The 15,037-nt window shown below is 73.7% G+C and carries 13 protein-coding genes and 1 riboswitch; of the genes, 7 read left to right on the plus strand and 6 right to left on the minus strand.

Going from position 1 to position 15,037, the window contains the following annotated elements; translation table 11 throughout:
- The first annotated feature begins 44 nt into the window (after window positions 1–44).
- Genes pheS through ACZDYF_RS17515 form a run of 3 tightly spaced genes read left to right on the plus strand, consistent with a single transcriptional unit; the run spans window position 45 to window position 4,574 of the window.
- Complete coding sequence (gene pheS / locus ACZDYF_RS17505; protein ID WP_475060433.1) at window positions 45–1,136, plus strand: phenylalanine--tRNA ligase subunit alpha; 1,092 nt, start codon at window positions 45–47, stop codon at window positions 1,134–1,136.
- On the plus strand, window positions 1,136–3,721 hold the full coding sequence (gene pheT / locus ACZDYF_RS17510; RefSeq protein ID WP_475060436.1) for a phenylalanine--tRNA ligase subunit beta: 2,586 nt from the start codon (window positions 1,136–1,138) through the stop codon (window positions 3,719–3,721). Before pheS ends, pheT begins: the two co-directional genes overlap by 1 nt.
- On the plus strand, window positions 3,714–4,574 hold the full coding sequence (locus ACZDYF_RS17515) for an SDR family NAD(P)-dependent oxidoreductase (RefSeq protein ID WP_475060441.1): 861 nt from the start codon (window positions 3,714–3,716) through the stop codon (window positions 4,572–4,574). The genes pheT and ACZDYF_RS17515 overlap by 8 nt, the downstream gene beginning before the upstream one ends.
- An 18-nt stretch (window positions 4,575–4,592) precedes the next feature.
- On the opposite strand, the gene ACZDYF_RS17520 is transcribed toward ACZDYF_RS17515, so the two are convergent.
- The 3 genes from ACZDYF_RS17520 to ACZDYF_RS17530 form a co-directional block, all read right to left on the minus strand.
- On the minus strand, window positions 4,593–5,375 hold the full coding sequence (locus ACZDYF_RS17520) for a DUF899 family protein (RefSeq protein WP_475060444.1): 783 nt from the start codon (window positions 5,373–5,375) through the stop codon (window positions 4,593–4,595).
- Window positions 5,376–5,462: 87 nt separating this feature from the next.
- Window positions 5,463–5,837, minus strand: a complete 375-nt coding sequence (locus ACZDYF_RS17525; protein ID WP_475060447.1) for a hypothetical protein — start codon at window positions 5,835–5,837, stop codon at window positions 5,463–5,465.
- Window positions 5,838–5,929: 92 nt separating this feature from the next.
- Window positions 5,930–6,916 (minus strand): DUF389 domain-containing protein, encoded by a 987-nt coding sequence (locus ACZDYF_RS17530; RefSeq protein ID WP_475060450.1) that lies wholly within the window; start codon window positions 6,914–6,916, stop codon window positions 5,930–5,932.
- A 75-nt stretch (window positions 6,917–6,991) separates the two neighbouring features.
- Here ACZDYF_RS17530 and pip point away from each other — a divergent pair, with 75 nt between their 5' ends.
- Both pip and thiD read left to right on the plus strand, forming a co-directional pair.
- Window positions 6,992–7,933 (plus strand): prolyl aminopeptidase, encoded by a 942-nt coding sequence (gene pip / locus ACZDYF_RS17535; protein ID WP_475060453.1) that lies wholly within the window; start codon window positions 6,992–6,994, stop codon window positions 7,931–7,933.
- Window positions 7,934–8,450: 517 nt separating this feature from the next.
- A riboswitch (TPP riboswitch) is annotated at window positions 8,451–8,551 on the plus strand.
- Complete coding sequence (gene thiD, locus ACZDYF_RS17540; protein ID WP_475060458.1) at window positions 8,543–10,150, plus strand: bifunctional hydroxymethylpyrimidine kinase/phosphomethylpyrimidine kinase; 1,608 nt, start codon at window positions 8,543–8,545, stop codon at window positions 10,148–10,150. (Overlaps the previous riboswitch by 9 nt.)
- 78 nt (window positions 10,151–10,228) lie before the next feature.
- Here thiD and ACZDYF_RS17545 read toward each other — a convergent pair whose 3' ends face one another.
- From ACZDYF_RS17545 to ACZDYF_RS17555, 3 genes are read right to left on the minus strand one after another with little or no spacing between them, the layout of a single operon-like run.
- Window positions 10,229–10,501 carry a hypothetical protein gene (locus ACZDYF_RS17545; protein ID WP_191790699.1) on the minus strand — a complete coding sequence of 91 codons (273 nt, stop codon included), beginning with the start codon at window positions 10,499–10,501 and terminating at the stop codon, window positions 10,229–10,231.
- Entirely contained in the window at window positions 10,498–11,535 is a 1,038-nt protein-coding gene (locus tag ACZDYF_RS17550; RefSeq protein ID WP_475060462.1) for a quinone oxidoreductase family protein, read from the minus strand. Before ACZDYF_RS17550 ends, ACZDYF_RS17545 begins: the two co-directional genes overlap by 4 nt.
- Before the next feature lie 55 nt (window positions 11,536–11,590).
- On the minus strand, window positions 11,591–12,301 hold the full coding sequence (locus ACZDYF_RS17555) for a FadR/GntR family transcriptional regulator (protein ID WP_475060465.1): 711 nt from the start codon (window positions 12,299–12,301) through the stop codon (window positions 11,591–11,593).
- A gap of 193 nt (window positions 12,302–12,494) precedes the next feature.
- Between ACZDYF_RS17555 and ACZDYF_RS17560 the strand changes: the two genes are divergently transcribed.
- Together ACZDYF_RS17560 and ACZDYF_RS17565 are read left to right on the plus strand one after the other, a co-directional pair.
- Window positions 12,495–14,558 (plus strand): 2-isopropylmalate synthase, encoded by a 2,064-nt coding sequence (locus ACZDYF_RS17560; RefSeq protein WP_475060468.1) that lies wholly within the window; start codon window positions 12,495–12,497, stop codon window positions 14,556–14,558.
- A 69-nt stretch (window positions 14,559–14,627) separates the two neighbouring features.
- The gene (locus ACZDYF_RS17565; protein ID WP_475060471.1) at window positions 14,628–14,999 is read left to right on the plus strand and encodes a VOC family protein; all 372 of its coding nucleotides are present in this window, start codon (window positions 14,628–14,630) and stop codon (window positions 14,997–14,999) included.
- Window positions 15,000–15,037 lie beyond the last annotated feature (38 nt).

Genomic DNA, 15,037 nt, shown 5'->3' on the forward strand with positions numbered 1-15,037 from the left:
GTGACCTCTGCGCGTCCGATCCCGATCCCGCCAGGAAGGCACGCATGTCCACCCCTGATCCGGTCCAGCCCGCCGCGCCGTCGCCGCTCGACGGCCCCGCGCTCGAGGCCGTCCTCTTCGAGGCCCTCGCCGCCGTCGAGGCCGCCCGCGACCTCGACGAGCTCAAGACGGTGCGCCTCGAGCACACCGGCGACCGCAGCGCCCTCGCGCTCGCGAACCGCCAGATCGGCCAGCTCGCGCCCGCCGACAAGGCTGCCGCGGGCAAGCTCCTCGGCCCGATCCGCGGCCGCCTCAACCAGGCGCTCGCCGCACGTACCCAGGTCCTCGAGGCTGAGCGCGACGAGCGCGTCCTGGTCGAGGAGTCCGTCGACGTGACGCTCCCCGTCGACCGCGCGCCCGTCGGCGCCCGCCACCCGCTCGAGACGCTCCAGGAGCGCGCCGCCGACTTCTTCACGGCCATGGGCTGGGAGATCGCGGAGGGCCCGGAGATCGAGGCCGAGTGGTTCAACTTCGACGCGCTCAACTTCGGACCGGACCACCCGGCCCGTCAGATGCAGGACACGTTCTTCCTCCAGGCCCCTACGGGACCCGACGGCGAGCCCGGCGAGCCGTCGAACCTCGTGCTGCGCACGCACACGTCGCCCGTGCAGGCCCGCACGCTCCTCGAGCGCGAGCTGCCCGTGTACATCGCGTGCCCCGGCAAGGTGTTCCGCACCGACGAGCTCGACGCGACGCACACGCCCGTCTTCCACCAGGTCGAGGGTCTCGCGGTCGACAAGGGCCTGACCATGGCGCACCTGCTCGGCACGCTCGACCACTTCGCCAAGGCGATGTTCGGTCCCGAGGCCCGCACGCGCCTGCGCCCGTCGTTCTTCCCCTTCACCGAGCCCAGCGCCGAGATGGACCTGTGGTTCCCCCAGAAGAAGGGCGGAGCAGGCTGGATCGAGTGGGGAGGCTGCGGCATGGTCAACCCGAACGTCCTGCGCTCCGCGGGGATCGACCCCGAGGTGTACTCGGGCTTCGCGTTCGGCATGGGCATCGAGCGCACGCTCATGCTGCGCCACGCAATTGCTGACATGCACGACATGGTGGAGGGCGACGTCCGCTTCTCGACCCAGTTCGGAATGGGGATCTGATGCCGAACATCGTCATCGACTGGCTCGGCGAGCACGTCGAGCTGCCGGCCGACCTGACGGCCGAGACGCTGGCCGCCGCGCTCGTGAAGGTCGGCCTGGAGGAGGAGGCGATCCACGGGTCGTCCGTCACCGGTCCGCTCGTCGTGGGCCAGGTCGTCTCGGTCCAGCCCGAGGAGCAGAAGAACGGCAAGGTCATCAACTGGTGCCAGGTCGACGTCGGGGCGCACAACGTCGACGGCGTCCCCGTCGCCGAGGGCGGGACCCCGCGCGGCATCATCTGCGGCGCGCACAACTTCGGCCCGGGCGACCGGGTCGTCGTCGCGCTGCCCGGCGCTGTGCTGCCCGGACCGTTCCCCATCGCGAGCCGCAAGACATACGGCCACGTCTCGGACGGCATGATCTGCTCGGCCAAGGAGCTGGGGCTGGGGCAGGACCACGACGGCATCATCGTGCTCGACCGCTACGGGTACTCCCCGGAGACGGGCTACGACACGACGCCCGGCACGGACGCGCTCGAGCTCCTGGGCCTGGGCGACGAGGTCCTCGAGATCAACGTGACCCCGGACCGCGGGTACTGCTTCTCCTACCGCGGCGTGGCCCGCGAGTTCTCGCACTCGACGGGCGCGGCCTTCACGGACCGCGGGCTCCCGACGGGCGACCTGCCCGGCGTGACGCCCGACGGCTTCCCCGTCGAGGTCGCGGACGACGCCCCGATCCACGGCGTGACCGGTTGTGACCGCTTCGTCACGCGGATCGTGCGTGGCATCGACCCGCAGGCGCCGACCCCGGCATGGATGCAGCGCCGTCTGACCCAGGCGGGCATGCGCCCCATCTCGCTCGCGGTCGACATCACGAACTACGTCATGCTCGACCTCGGTCAGCCCCTGCACGCCTACGACCTCGCCAAGGTCGCAGGGCCGATCGTCGTGCGCCGCGCGGCGCCGGGGGAGCGGCTCACGACGCTCGACGCCGTCGAACGCCGCCTCGACGTCGAGGACCTGCTCATCACCGACTCGCCCGAGGGGGCGCGCGGCTCGCGCGTGCTGGGGATCGCGGGCGTCATGGGCGGGGCGTCGAGCGAGGTCGGCGAGACCACGACCGACGTCCTGGTCGAGGCAGCACACTTCGACCCGATCACCGTGGCCCGCTCCGCACGCCGTCACAAGCTGCCCTCCGAGGCGGCCAAGCGCTTCGAGCGCGGTGCCGACCCGGCGCTGCCGCCCGTCGCCGCCCAGCGCGTCGTCGACCTGCTCGTCGAGCTCGGCGGCGGCACGGTGGACGACGCCGTGAGCGACCTCAACACGGTCCCGCCCGTCGCCTCGATCGTGTTCCCGATCCACGAGGCCGAGCGTCTCGTGGGCGTTCCGTACACCTCGGAGCAGGTGCGTGGCGTGCTCGCGGAGATCGGCTGCACGGTCCGTGACCTCGACGGCGGCACGACCCTCGAGGTCACGCCGCCGACGTGGCGTCCCGACCTGACCGGTCCCGCAGAGCTCGTCGAGGAGATCGCCCGACTCGTCGGCTACGACAAGATCCCGTCGATCCTGCCGCCCGCCCCGGCGGGTCGCGGGCTCACGGCCGCGCAGCAGCTGCGTCGTTCGGTCGCGCGCGCCCTCGCGGAGGCCGGGTTCGTCGAGACGCTCAGCTACCCGTTCGTGAACCCGCAGTCGCACGACGACCTGCGCCTGCCCGCGGACGACGACCGTCGCCGTGCGCTGCGGCTCGTCAACCCGCTCGCGGACGACCACCCCGAGATGCGCACGAACCTGCTGACGACGCTGCTCGGCACGCTCAAGCGCAACGTGGGACGCGGCAACACGGACCTCGCGATCTTCGAGATCGGCCTCGTGACGCGCCCCGTGCCCGGTGCACCGGCAGCCCCGCAGCTCCCGGGCGGCGTCCGCCCGAGCGAGCAGGACCTCGAGACGCTGCAGGCCGCTGTGCCGCCGCAGCCGCGCCGCGTCGCGGGCGTCCTGACCGGCCAGCGCGTGGCCTCGGGCTGGTGGGGCGCGGGTCGTGCGGCCGACTGGACCGACGCGCTGGCCGCCGCCCGGCTCGTGGCCGAGCGCGTCGGCGCCACCGTGAGCGTGGTCGCCGACCACGACCACGCGCCGTGGCACCCGGGCCGGACGGCGAGGCTCGAGCTGGCGGACGGGGCCGTCGTCGGGCACGCGGGCGAGCTGCACCCCAAGGTGCTCGAGACGCTCGGCCTGCCCGCGCGGACCGTCGCGTTCGAGGTCGACCTCGACGCGCTGATCGCCGCCGCACCCCAGCAGCCCGTCCAGGCCGAGCCCGTCTCGTCGTTCCCGCTCGCGAAGGAGGACCTGGCGCTCGTCGTCGACGCCTCCGTGCCGGCCGCGGCCGTGCGCGCCGCGATCGAGGAGGGGGCGGGCGACCTGCTCGAGGAGCTCGCCCTGTTCGACGTCTACACCGGCCCCCAGGTAGGCGAGGGCAAGAAGTCGCTCGCGTTCTCGCTGCGCCTGCGCGGCACCGACCGCACGCTCACCACGGAGGACTCCGCGGCCGTGCGCGCCGCGGCGGTCGCTGCGGCGCACGAGAAGGTCGGGGCCGAGCTCCGTGGCTGACGTCACCACCGTGGCCCCCGCGCGCACCGCCCTCGTCACGGGTGGTGCGCGCGGGATCGGCCGCGCGGTCGTGCTGGGTCTCGCCCGTGCGGGCCTCGACGTCGCGGTCCTGGGCCGGGACACGTCCCGCGTGGACGACGTCGCCGCTCAGGTCCGCGCCCTGGGTCGCCGCTCCGTGGGTCTGGTCGCGGACGTGGGCGACCCCGCCGCCGTGGACGCGGCCGTCGCGCGGGCCGAGGCGAAGCTGGGCGGGATCGACCTCCTGGTCAACAACGCCGGGCGCATCGACGCCGAGGTGCCGCTGTGGGAGGCCGACCCGGACGAGTGGTGGTCCGTCATGGAGACCAACGTGCGCGGGCCGTTCCTGCTCGCGCGGGCGCTCGTCCCCGGGATGCTCGCGCGGGGTGGGGGACGGGTCGTCGACCTCAGCTCTGGTGCCGGCTCGCACGACATGAACGGCGCGACCGCCTACAACGCGAGCAAGACGGCGCTGCTGCGCATCGGGTCGAACCTGCACCTGTCGGGCCATGCCCGCGGGCTGCGGACGTTCGAGGTCTCGCCAGGCGTGGTGCAGACCGACCTGACCGCGTCGATGGACATGCACGTGGGGCGCACCGAGTGGACGCCCGTGGAGCGCACGGTCGAGATGATCGTCGCGATCGCGGCCGGCGAGCTCGACGCGTGGTCGGGGACCTTCGTGCGGGTCACGCACGACTCGCCCGCGTCGCTGCGAGCGGCTGCCGCTGCCGGCTCCCGCGACGTGGAGGCCGTGCCCGGACCCGAGGCGCGTCGGTTGCGCGTGACGCGCTTCGGCGACGACGACCCCATGCCGGGAGCGCTTCCCGCGCGCTGATCTCGCGCCGTCCGACGGTCAGTGGTGGTGACCGTGCCGGCCGAGGGTCTCCACGGCGGTGGCCCCCGGCCGGGTCCACTGCGGCACGGGACGCGTGGTCTCGCTCCAGCCGGCGACGCCGTCCGCGTCCGAGCGCCAGAACCAGCCCGGGTCGCGCCCCTCGGGCCACCCGTCCGGCTGCGCCTCCCAGGCCTCGCTACGGCCGTAGGGCGTCATGTCGAGCAGGGCGAACGCCGGGTTGGTCGGCTCGGTGCCGCGACCCGTCGTCCGGTAGGTGAGGAACACGTCGTCGCCGTCGCGCAGGAAGCACGAGAGGTACCCCATCTCGCCGCCCACGGGCGCGTCCAGGTCGCGCACCGAGTACCAGGGCTGGGTGTAGCCCATGAACTCGACGAACGGGGCGACCTCGTCCCACGCCCCGGTCGTGACGATGGCGAACGAGACGCCGCGCGCGTTGAGGTAGACGGCGTCCTTCAGGTTCCAGGCCGTCCAGGTGCAGCCCTCGCACTGGCCCTGGTGCGGTGCGCCGTCGTGCCACATGTGCTGGTAGATCACGAGCTCGTCGCGCCCCTGGAACAGCTCCACGAACGGGACCGGCCCGTCGGGGCCGACGACCTTCACGGTGCCGTCGATCCTCGCCATGGGCAGTCGCCGTCGGGCAGCCGCGATGGCGTCTCCCTCGTGCGTGTGGGCCTTCTCGCGGTCCAGGAGCTCGTCCCGAGCGGCCTCCCAGGTAGCCAGGTCGACGACGGGCGGTCGGGCGGACCTCGGTGTGGTCGAGTCGTCGGGCGGGGTCGTCATGGTGTCCTCCGTGCGGGCTCGGGCAGGGACGCACGGCGCGCTCCTGCGGTCACGAGGGCAGACTCGGGACCGGGCCGGAACTCATCGTCAGTGGTTGCGGCGACCCCGCGAGGCGCCGAACGGCCCGCCCACGAACAGCCCCAGCCCGAGCACGAAGCCGAAGTCGTACCAGTTGCCGTTGTTGTGGACCTCGTAGATGTTCACCGTGTCGGTGAACAGCGAGACCACGAACGTGACGGGGACGATGACGCCCTGCCACAGGCCGAGCCAGAACCCGGCCGGGCTGCCGTCCGCGGTGGGCGTGCCGACGTCGGGGTTGGGACCGGGAGCGCAGGCCGCGAGCGCGAGCGCCCCGACGACCAGGGCAGCGGCGAGGGCGACGCGTCGGGCTCGTGGTGACGTGAGCGTGGTGCGAGCGGTACGTGCGCTCTCGTGGGGCGAGACGTCGTGCGTCGGGGGCATGGCCGACCTCCTCGTGGCTGGACCGGACGGTCGCCCCCAGCATCCGCCGCCGCGCGCTCCGGCTCAACCGGAGGCTCGCGTCGGATGCTCGGTCACTCGGACGCGGGCAGCCGCCGCGTCCCGCCGATGACGAGCGTGACGTCGACGTCGACGTCCGCGAGCCCGGCCTCGTCGAGGGCCGTGCGCAGGGTGCCGGGGTCCGCCTCGGGGGCCGGGCCGATCGCCTCGATCCTCAGGACGGACCCGCTGAAGGAGATCCCGGTGACCGTCCACTGCTCCTGCTCGGCCCACGCCGCGGCGACGGGGGCGGCGGCGATCTTGTCGGCGTTCTGCCGCAGGACGTGCTGGCTGATCGCACTGAGGGGCACCGCCACGACGAGCAGCGCCGCCGCGACCGTGACGAGGCTCGCGCCGCGCAGCGGCCCCACGAACCTCTCGGCCTCGCCCGCGGCCGTGCGGACCTGGAACAGCAGGAAGACGAGCGTGCCGGTCGCGATGATCGCGGCGACGTTGGTCGCGAACAGCAGGAGAGCCCCCAGGGCCTGGTCCGGGGCGCCCGACTCGAGCGTGAGGCCGACGACCGCGAGCGGCGGGACGAGCGAGATCGCGATCGCGACGCCGGGCAGCGCGTCCGACACGTCGGCCCGCACCAGGGCGAAGGCCCCGACGGCCCCGGTCGCGAGCGCCGCGAGCAGGTCGATGAGCTGGGGCGTCACGCGGCCCGCGACCTGGCTGTTGGTCGCCGCGACGATCTCGATCGGGACGAACAGGCCGACGAGGTAGCCGGTCGCGACCACCCCGGCGGCTCCCGCGACGACCAGGAGCGCCGACGAGGTCAGGTTCCGGTGGTCGTTGAGGACGATCGCGAGCGCCGTCCCGACGATGGGCGTCATGAGGGGCGCGACGATCATGGCACCGATCACGGTGGCCGTGCTGTCGGCCGCGACACCCGCCGACGCGATGACGGCCGCGAGGATCAGCAGGGTCCAGAACGTGGCCAGCCGGGATCGCGCCGTCGGGCCCTCGGAGATGAACAACGCGGTGGTCATCCGCTGGATGTCGGCCGTCGTGACGCGCATGCTGCCTCCCACGGGTGCTGATCGTGCCCCCAGCATCACAGGGGGGCGTCGCTCGCGCTCGGTACGCTGCCGGACATGTACGCCGTGACCCCACCACATGCCCAGGGCTTCCTCGACGTCGGCGACGGCCACGAGATCTGGTGGGAGGCGCGGGGCAACCCGGAGGGCAAGCCCGCGGTCGTGCTGCACGGCGGGCCGGGAGCAGGGAGCACGCCGGGATCGGCGCGGCCGTTCGACCCCGAGCGCTACCGCGTGGTCCTTCTCGACCAGCGGGGTTGCGGTCGGAGCCGACCGCTCGCGAGCGAGGACGACGCCGACCTGTCGACGAACACCACGGCGCACCTGGTAGCGGACGTCGAGCGGCTGCGCGAGCACCTCGGTATCGATGCGTGGCTGGTCCTGGGGACGTCGTGGGGTGCGACGCTCGGGCTCGCGTACGCGGTGGCGCACCCCGAGCGCGTCACCGAGGTGGTCCTGGGAGCGGTCACGAGCACCACGGCCCGAGAGGTCGAGTGGATCACGCGCGACATGGGTCGTCTCTTCCCCGAGGAGTGGGACCGGTTCGTGGCCGAGGTTCCCGTGGCGGAGCGCGACGGCAACCTCGCGGCGGCCTACGCCCGCCTGCTCGCGTCCCCGGATCGTGCGGTGCGTGAGCGCGCAGCGGTGGCCTGGTGCCGCTGGGAGGACGTGCACGTCTCGCTCGTGCACGGGTTCGAGCCCTGGGACCGCTACGAGGACCCGGAGTTCCGGCTGCGGTTCGCACGCCTGGTGACGCACTACTGGGCCAACGCGGCCTTCCTGCCCGACGGCGCTCTGCTGGCCGGGGTGCGCGGGCTCGGCACGGTGCCTGCCGTCCTGGTGCACGGGCGGCAGGATGTGTCGGGACCGCTCGACGTCGCGTGGCGTCTGCACGGGGAGTGGCCGGGGAGCGAGCTCGTGGTGCTCGAGGGCGCGGGTCACGGGGGCCAGGGGTTCCCGGAGGCGCTGGTCGCGGCGACCGACCGGTTCGCGGTCTAGCCCTCGCCGTTCGGCTACGGTGGTGGCCCCACCTGCTCCACCTGCCCCCGCCGTCGAGGACGACCACGAGGTGACCGCCATGCCCCGCCGTACGGCACTGCTCGTCGGAGTCCTGGCCGTGTCGTGCGGCTCGCTCGCGCTGGCCGCGGCGCCGGGCTCGACCGGGCGGGTCGCGATCCCCACGCAGGGGCCGTGGCTCGTCGTGGTCGAGGGGTGGCCCGACGGGATCAACGTCTGCACTGAGGACCCCTCGGTCGAGTACGCCGTCACACCACTCGCTCTGCCGCCGCTCCCGACGACGGTCGCCCTCGTGCCCGACGACGGTCGCCCTCGTGCCCGACGCCGCGCGCGCCGACGTCGAGCGCGTCGTCCGGTGCCTCGACCGGTACGTCCCGTTGTCGAGCCTCATGGTGCAGACCGTGCCGGCCGAGGCCTCGTAGGCCTCGACCGTTCCGACCTCTCGCGACACCTGGTGGTCTCCGCCGACCGGCAGGACTTTCCGCCAGCTAGAGTTCCCTGCGAAGACACGGGGTGCCCGCTCCCACGAGCCGGGCTGAGATCACACCCGTCGAACCTGATCTAGCTAGCACTAGCGAAGGGATGTCGGCAATGTCGCTTGCTGCCACCACCACACCTGTCCGGCCCGCACCTGCCCGCACGCCTGCGGCGGACGCCGTGGTCGCGGACGAGCACGGCGCGTCGCGGGGGCCCGAGCCTTCCCGCCCCCGCGTCCTGTCCATCGCAGGCACCGACCCGACGGGGGGCGCCGGGATCCAGGCCGACCTCAAGGCGTTCGCGGCGCACGGCGCGTACGGCATGGCGGTCACGACCGCCCTGGTCGCGCAGAACACGCACGGCGTCCGCACGGTCCACGTCCCTGGCGCGGAGTTCCTCGCAGAGCAGCTCGACGCGGTCTCGGACGACGTGGTGATCGACGCCGTGAAGATCGGCATGGTCGCCAACGAGCCCAACGCGCGCGCGATCGCCGCGTGGCTCGGGCGCGCGAAGCCGCCGTTCGTGGTGCTCGACCCCGTCATGGTCGCCACGAGCGGCCACCGGCTCCTCGACGAGGGGGCCGAGCAGGCCGTGCGCGAGCTGGTCGCGCTCGCCGACCTCGTGACGCCCAACCTCCCTGAGCTCGCCGTCCTCGTGGGCGAGCAGACCGCGACCACCTGGTCCGACGCCCTCGCCCAGGCGAGGCGCCTGCACGTGGTGAGCGGCGCCGTCGTGCTCCTGAAGGGTGGTCATCTCACCGGGGAGGAGTCGCCCGACGCCCTGGTGGGCGCTCGCGGGCCCGACGACGTCACGACCTTCTCGGCGCCCCGCGTCGACACCGTGCACACCCACGGGACCGGGTGCTCGCTGTCGGCGGCGGTCGCCGCGCTGCGACCCCGGCGTGACGACTGGGCGGGCGCCGTGCGCGATGCGAAGACCTGGCTCACGGGCGCGCTGCGAGCCGGGGGAGCGTTGGCCGTGGGCACGGGGCGCGGACCCGTCGACCACCTGGCGCACCTGCCCACGCTCGGGCAGCGGGCGTTCTCCGAGGAGGCCTGGGAGCGCATCGCGGGGTGGCGCGAGGCCGTCGAGGGGATGGGGTTCGTGCGGGAGCTCACGGACGGGAGCCTCTCAGCGGGGGACTTCGGGTTCTACCTCGCGCAGGACGCCGCGTACCTCGCCGAGTACTCGCGCGTGCTGTCGCGGGCGAGCCGGCTCGCGCCCACGCCCGAGGCGCGGCAGTTCTTCGCGGGCGCCGCGGTCACCTCGCTCGAGGTCGAGCAGGCGCTGCACCGCGACTGGTTGGGCGAGCACGCCGGGATGGACCGTGGGGCGGTCGAGAGCGTCGACCCGTCTCCCGTGACGGCCGCCTACACGAACCACCTCCACGCGGCCTCGAACGGGTCCTACGCGGAGACGGTCGCGGCCCTGCTGCCGTGCTACTGGCTGTACTCGCACATCGGCGACGTCCTGGTGCGCCAGGCAGGAGACCTCGACGGGCACCCCTACGCGCGGTGGATCGCGCTCTACGGCGACCCGGCTTTCGCCGAGGCGACGCGTGCCGCGTGCTCGTTCGCCGACGAGGCCGCGCGCTGGGCCTCGCCCGCCGAGCGCGAGCGGATGCTGCGCGCGTTCGAGCTGTCCTCGATGCACGAGTACCTGTTCTTCGAGCAGGGGCTGACGCGACCGACCTGGCCGGCGCCGCCCCTCGCCGCGCACTGAGCTCCCGCCGAAAAGTGAGCAGATGCCCCGGATCGGGCTCGAACCGGGGCATCTGCTCACTTCTCGGCGCGGGAATCGCTACGCGCTCTGCGCGCCGTCCGCCGGGTACCCGCAGTCGTACCCCGGCGGCCACCAGCGCCACGTCGTGGTGACCTCGCTGGTCGAGACGCCCGCGGGGCGGTCGGCCAGGCACTGCGTGCGCATCTGGTCGAGCCCGACGGTCAGGTAGTACACCGCGAGCACGCCCGTGAAGACGACCAGGAGGACCGTCAGCGCCAGGCGCAGGCGCCGGTCGGAGCGGCGGGTGGGTTCGTCCTCGCCGGGTCGTGGCGGGACCCAGTCCCAGCTCACGAGGCGGGGTCCGTGGCCGGCCCGGGCGTCGTGCCGGTGCCGGCGTCGAGGCCGGGGACGAGCAGCACCTTGCCGGTCGTCGCGCGCCCCTCCAGGGCGCGGTGCGCGTCGGCCGCGCGTGCCAGTGGGAACGTCGCCCCCACGCGCACGTCGAGGTCACCCGAGGCGACGAGCGCGTACACCTCGCTCGCCCGGTCGAGGAGCTCGGCGCGCGTCGCGGTGTAGTCGTCGAGCTTGGGGCGCGTCGTGAACAGCGAACCGCCCTTGTTGAGACGCTGCAGGTCGAACGGCGGCACCTGGCCCGAGGACCCGCCGAACAGCACGAGCATGCCGCGGCGGCGCAGCGAGGCGAGGGACGCCTCGAACGTGTCCTTGCCGACCGAGTCGTAGACGACGGCGACGCCGCGCCCGCCCGTGAGGTCGCGCACGATCGCGGGCAGCTCGGTCGTCAGGTCGTCGAGCTCGGCGTAGTTCACGACGTCGGACGCACCGGCCGCGCGCGACAGCTCGGCCTTGGCCTCGGTCGAGACGGTCGTGATGACGCGCGCACCGCGGCGCACCGCGAGCTGGGTCGCGAGCAGGCCGACGCCGCCGGCCCCCGCGTGCAGCAGCACGTCGTCGCCGGGCTGGACCGGGTACGTCGAGGTCACGAGGTAGTGGGCCGTGAGCCCCTGCAGGCCGACGGCCGCCGCGACGTGCAGGTCGACCGACGCGGGTACCGGGATCGCGACGTCCGCGGGGACGACCACCTGCTCGGCGTACGACCCGTGCGCGTTGGTCCACGCGACGTGGTCGCCGGGCCCGAAGTCCACGACGCCCGGGCCGACGGCCGCGACGACGCCCGCGCCTTCGGTGCCGACCACGTGCGGGTACTCCATCTCGTACACCCCCGCCCGACGGTAGGTGTCGATGAAGTTGACCCCGGCCGCCGCGACGTCGACGAGGAGCTCGCCGGGTCCGGGTGCTGGGGTCGGGAGCTCGACGAGCTCGAGGACGTCGGGGCCACCTGCCTGGAGTGCCTGGATCGCGCGCATGGGGTCAGCCTAGGTGGCGGGGTGGTCCTGGGCGCCCCAGGGGTCCTCCCGGCTCTCACGCTCGACGACCCCGCGCATCGAGGGGCTCACGGGCGACCTTCGCGTGGACGGCGTCGAGGTGCCGGCGGCTCGACGCGGCGGCTCGGTCGGCGTCACGGTCCCGGACGGCGTCGAGGATCGCCTCGTGGGCGTCCTGGTCGTGCCGGTGGCGCTCGCCCGCGCCGTCGAGCTCGATCATGTCGACCATCGCCCGACGCAGGCGGGGGACGAACGTGGCGAACAGGTCGGTCAGGACCGCGTTGTGCGCGGCGTCGACGACCGCGCGGTGGAAGGCCAGGTCGGCGTCGACGTACTCCTGGGCGCTCGCGGTCGCCGGTACCTCGCCGCGACCCGCGAGCGCCGTGGCGAGGGCGCGGAGGTCGGCCGGGGTGCGGCGGGTCGCGGCGAGCCGGGCGGCCTCGGTCTCCAGGGCGCCGCGGACCTCGAGCACGTCGACGACCTCGCCGCGCCGCAGGACCTCCTCCCAGTCGTCGCTCGCCTCGGCCCGGACGACGTAGACGCCCGAGCCCTGGCGGCTCTCGAGCACGCCCTTGCCCGCGAGCTGGCGGATGGCCTCGCGCACGGTCGAGCGCCCGACGCCGAGCTCGGCTGCGAGCGCCTGCTCACCGGGGAGCCGGTGGTCGAGCGGCCACGTGCCGGTGCGGACGCGGTCGAGCATGAGCTCGGCCGCCTGGTCGGCGAGGGGGAGCCGGCGGAGCGTGGGCATGGGGGCCAACCTCTCAGGTTGTCTGAGGACTTGATCGCAACTAGCGTACCCCTCATGTCGTGGAGCGCACTCCTTCTTGGTCGCCGCGGTGGGGCCTGAGCCGACCGGCTCCCCGCCGTGGGGGTCTGTCGTGCGCCGGTCGGACCCGCCTGCCGTGCACCGCGCGGCCCGCCCCCCCCGGAGCCAGACGACCATGACCATCAGCCCCTTCCCCACGCTGCGTACCCCTGACGGTGCGCAGGCGCCAGGCCAGCCCGCGTGGAACCGCCAGCGCGCTTCGCGCATGCCCTCGCACCGCTACCAGGACGTGTTCTCGCGCGTCGACGTCCCGCTCACGGACCGCCGGTGGCCCACCCGTCGCCTCACCGCGGCGCCGCTGTGGGTGCCCGTCGACCTGCGCGACGGCAACCAGGCCCTGACCGAGCCCATGGACCCCGCCCGCAAGCGGCGGTTCTTCGAGCTGCTCGTCGCGATGGGATACACCGAGATCGAGGTCGGCTACCCGTCCGCCTCGCAGACCGACTTCGACTTCGTCCGCCTGCTCGCCGAGACGGACCTGGCCCCCGAGCACGTCACGATCGTGGTCTTCACGGCCGCCCGGGCGGACCTGATCGCCCGGACGTTCGAGTCGGTCCGTGGGCTGCGCAACCCCGTCGTCGTGCACCTGTACACCGCGACCGCGCCGACCTGGCGCGACGTCGTGCTGGGCAAGGGGCGTGCCGAGCTCTCGGACCTGATCGCCGCCGCGGGCACCGAGGTCCTGCAGCACGCGGGGGACGACCCTCGCGTCCGCTTCGAGTTCTCGCCCGAGGTCTTCAACCTCACCGAGCCCGACTACGTGCTCGAGGTCTGCGCGCGCATGACGACCCTGTGGGACGCGACCCCCGAGCGGCCCGTGATCCTCAACCTGCCGGCGACGGTCGAGGTCGCGACGCCCAACGTCTACGCCGACCAGATCGAGTACATGCACCAGAACCTCGACCGGCGCGAGGCCGTGATCCTGTCCGTCCACCCGCACAACGACCGCGGCACGGGCGTGGCGTGCGCCGAGCTCGCGGTCCTCGCGGGCGCGCAGCGCGTCGAGGGCTGCCTGTTCGGCAACGGCGAGCGCACGGGCAACGTCGACCTGGTGACCCTGGGCCTCAACCTGCACGCGCAGGGCGTGGACCCCATGATCGACTTCTCCGACATCGACGAGATCCGCCGCACGGTCGTGGACTGCAACGGCATCGGTGTGCACGAGCGCCACCCGTACGCGGGCGACCTCGTGCACACGGCCTACTCCGGGACGCACCAGGACGCGATCCGCAAGGGGTTCGCGCGTCACCGCGCGGACGCGCGAGCAGCGGGCGTCGACCCCGCGGACGCTCCCTGGACGGTGCCGTACCTGCCTGTCGACCCTGCCGACGTCGGGCGCTCTTACGACGCGGTGGTGCGCGTCAACAGCCAGTCCGGCAAGGGCGGCATCGCGTACCTGCTCGAGTCCGCGTACGGCCTGGAGCTGCCGCGGCGGCTCCAGATCGACTTCGCCCGCCGGGTCCAGGCGCACGCAGACCGCAGCGGGGGAGAGGTCACGGCCGAGGGGCTGTGGTGCCTCTTCGAGGCGGCGTACGTCCTGCCCGACGACGGAGCACGCCAGGTCCTGCCGCTCGCCTGGTCGGTCGCGCGGCCGGGCGAGACGGACGACGGCGGCGAGCGCCTTGACGTCGTGCTGTCCCTGGACGGTGAGCGGGTCGAGCGGTCGGCGGTTGGTGCAGGACCCGTCGACGCGCTCACTCGGGTCCTCGCCGGGCTGGGCGTGCCGGTCGAGGTGCTGGGGCTCACGCAGCAGTCGGTCACCTCGGGCGCCGACGCGGGGGCCGTGACCTACCTAGAGCACCGCACCGCGGACGGCTCGGTCGCGTGGGCGGTGGGGCGGGACGAGTCGGTGCTGGGGGCGAGCGTGCGCGCTGTGCTCCGGGCGGCTGCGAGCAGGCCCCGCGGCGACGGCCGCGGCGCGCCACGACCCGGCGCTCGCTGCGGCGGACGGTGCCTGACCGACGAGCGAGAGCCGCGGCGGTGGGGCGACAAGGCCCCACCGCCGTCCCGTCACCCCCAGCGTGAGAGCGACGTCTCGCCGACTCGCAGCAGCGCCCCGCCGAACGCGACGACCGTCTCGGACACCGGCGCGTCGTCCAGGACCCACAGCCTCTCGTCCGTCGTCGACGACTGCCGTCGCCCGGTCCGCTCCGACGGGCCGTCGGACCAGCAGGCCTGACCGGCGTCGGTGCGCCCGCCGGCCTCGTGTCGGTGCCTCCTGTCGGTACCGCATGGCACGCTGCCGGACATGGCTACCCACGCGCACGGCATCCACCACTCGATCGACTACCTCGAGCTCTCCGTCACGGACATGGGGGCCGCACAGTCGTTCTACGCCGAGGCCTTCGGGTGGGAGTTCGTCCCCTACGGGCCGGGATATGCGGGCTTCCGGACCTCCGCGGAGGAGGGCGAAGCGGAGGCGGGCGGCCTGGCGCTCGCGGACCAGGTCACGCGCGGCGGCCCGCTCGTCCTCCTCTTCTCGGCCGACCTCGACGAGTCCCTGCTGCTGGTCCAGGACGCGGGCGGGGAGATCGTCGAGGGGCCGTACGACTTCCCGGGCGGCCGGCGCTTCCACTTCCTGGACCCGAGCGGCAACGAGCTGGGCGTCTGGGGCGCATAGGACCGCACCGGGACGCACCGGGATGAAGAGGTTCCACA

The sequence above is a fragment of the Oerskovia sp. PE-21s genome, assembly GCF_056158145.1.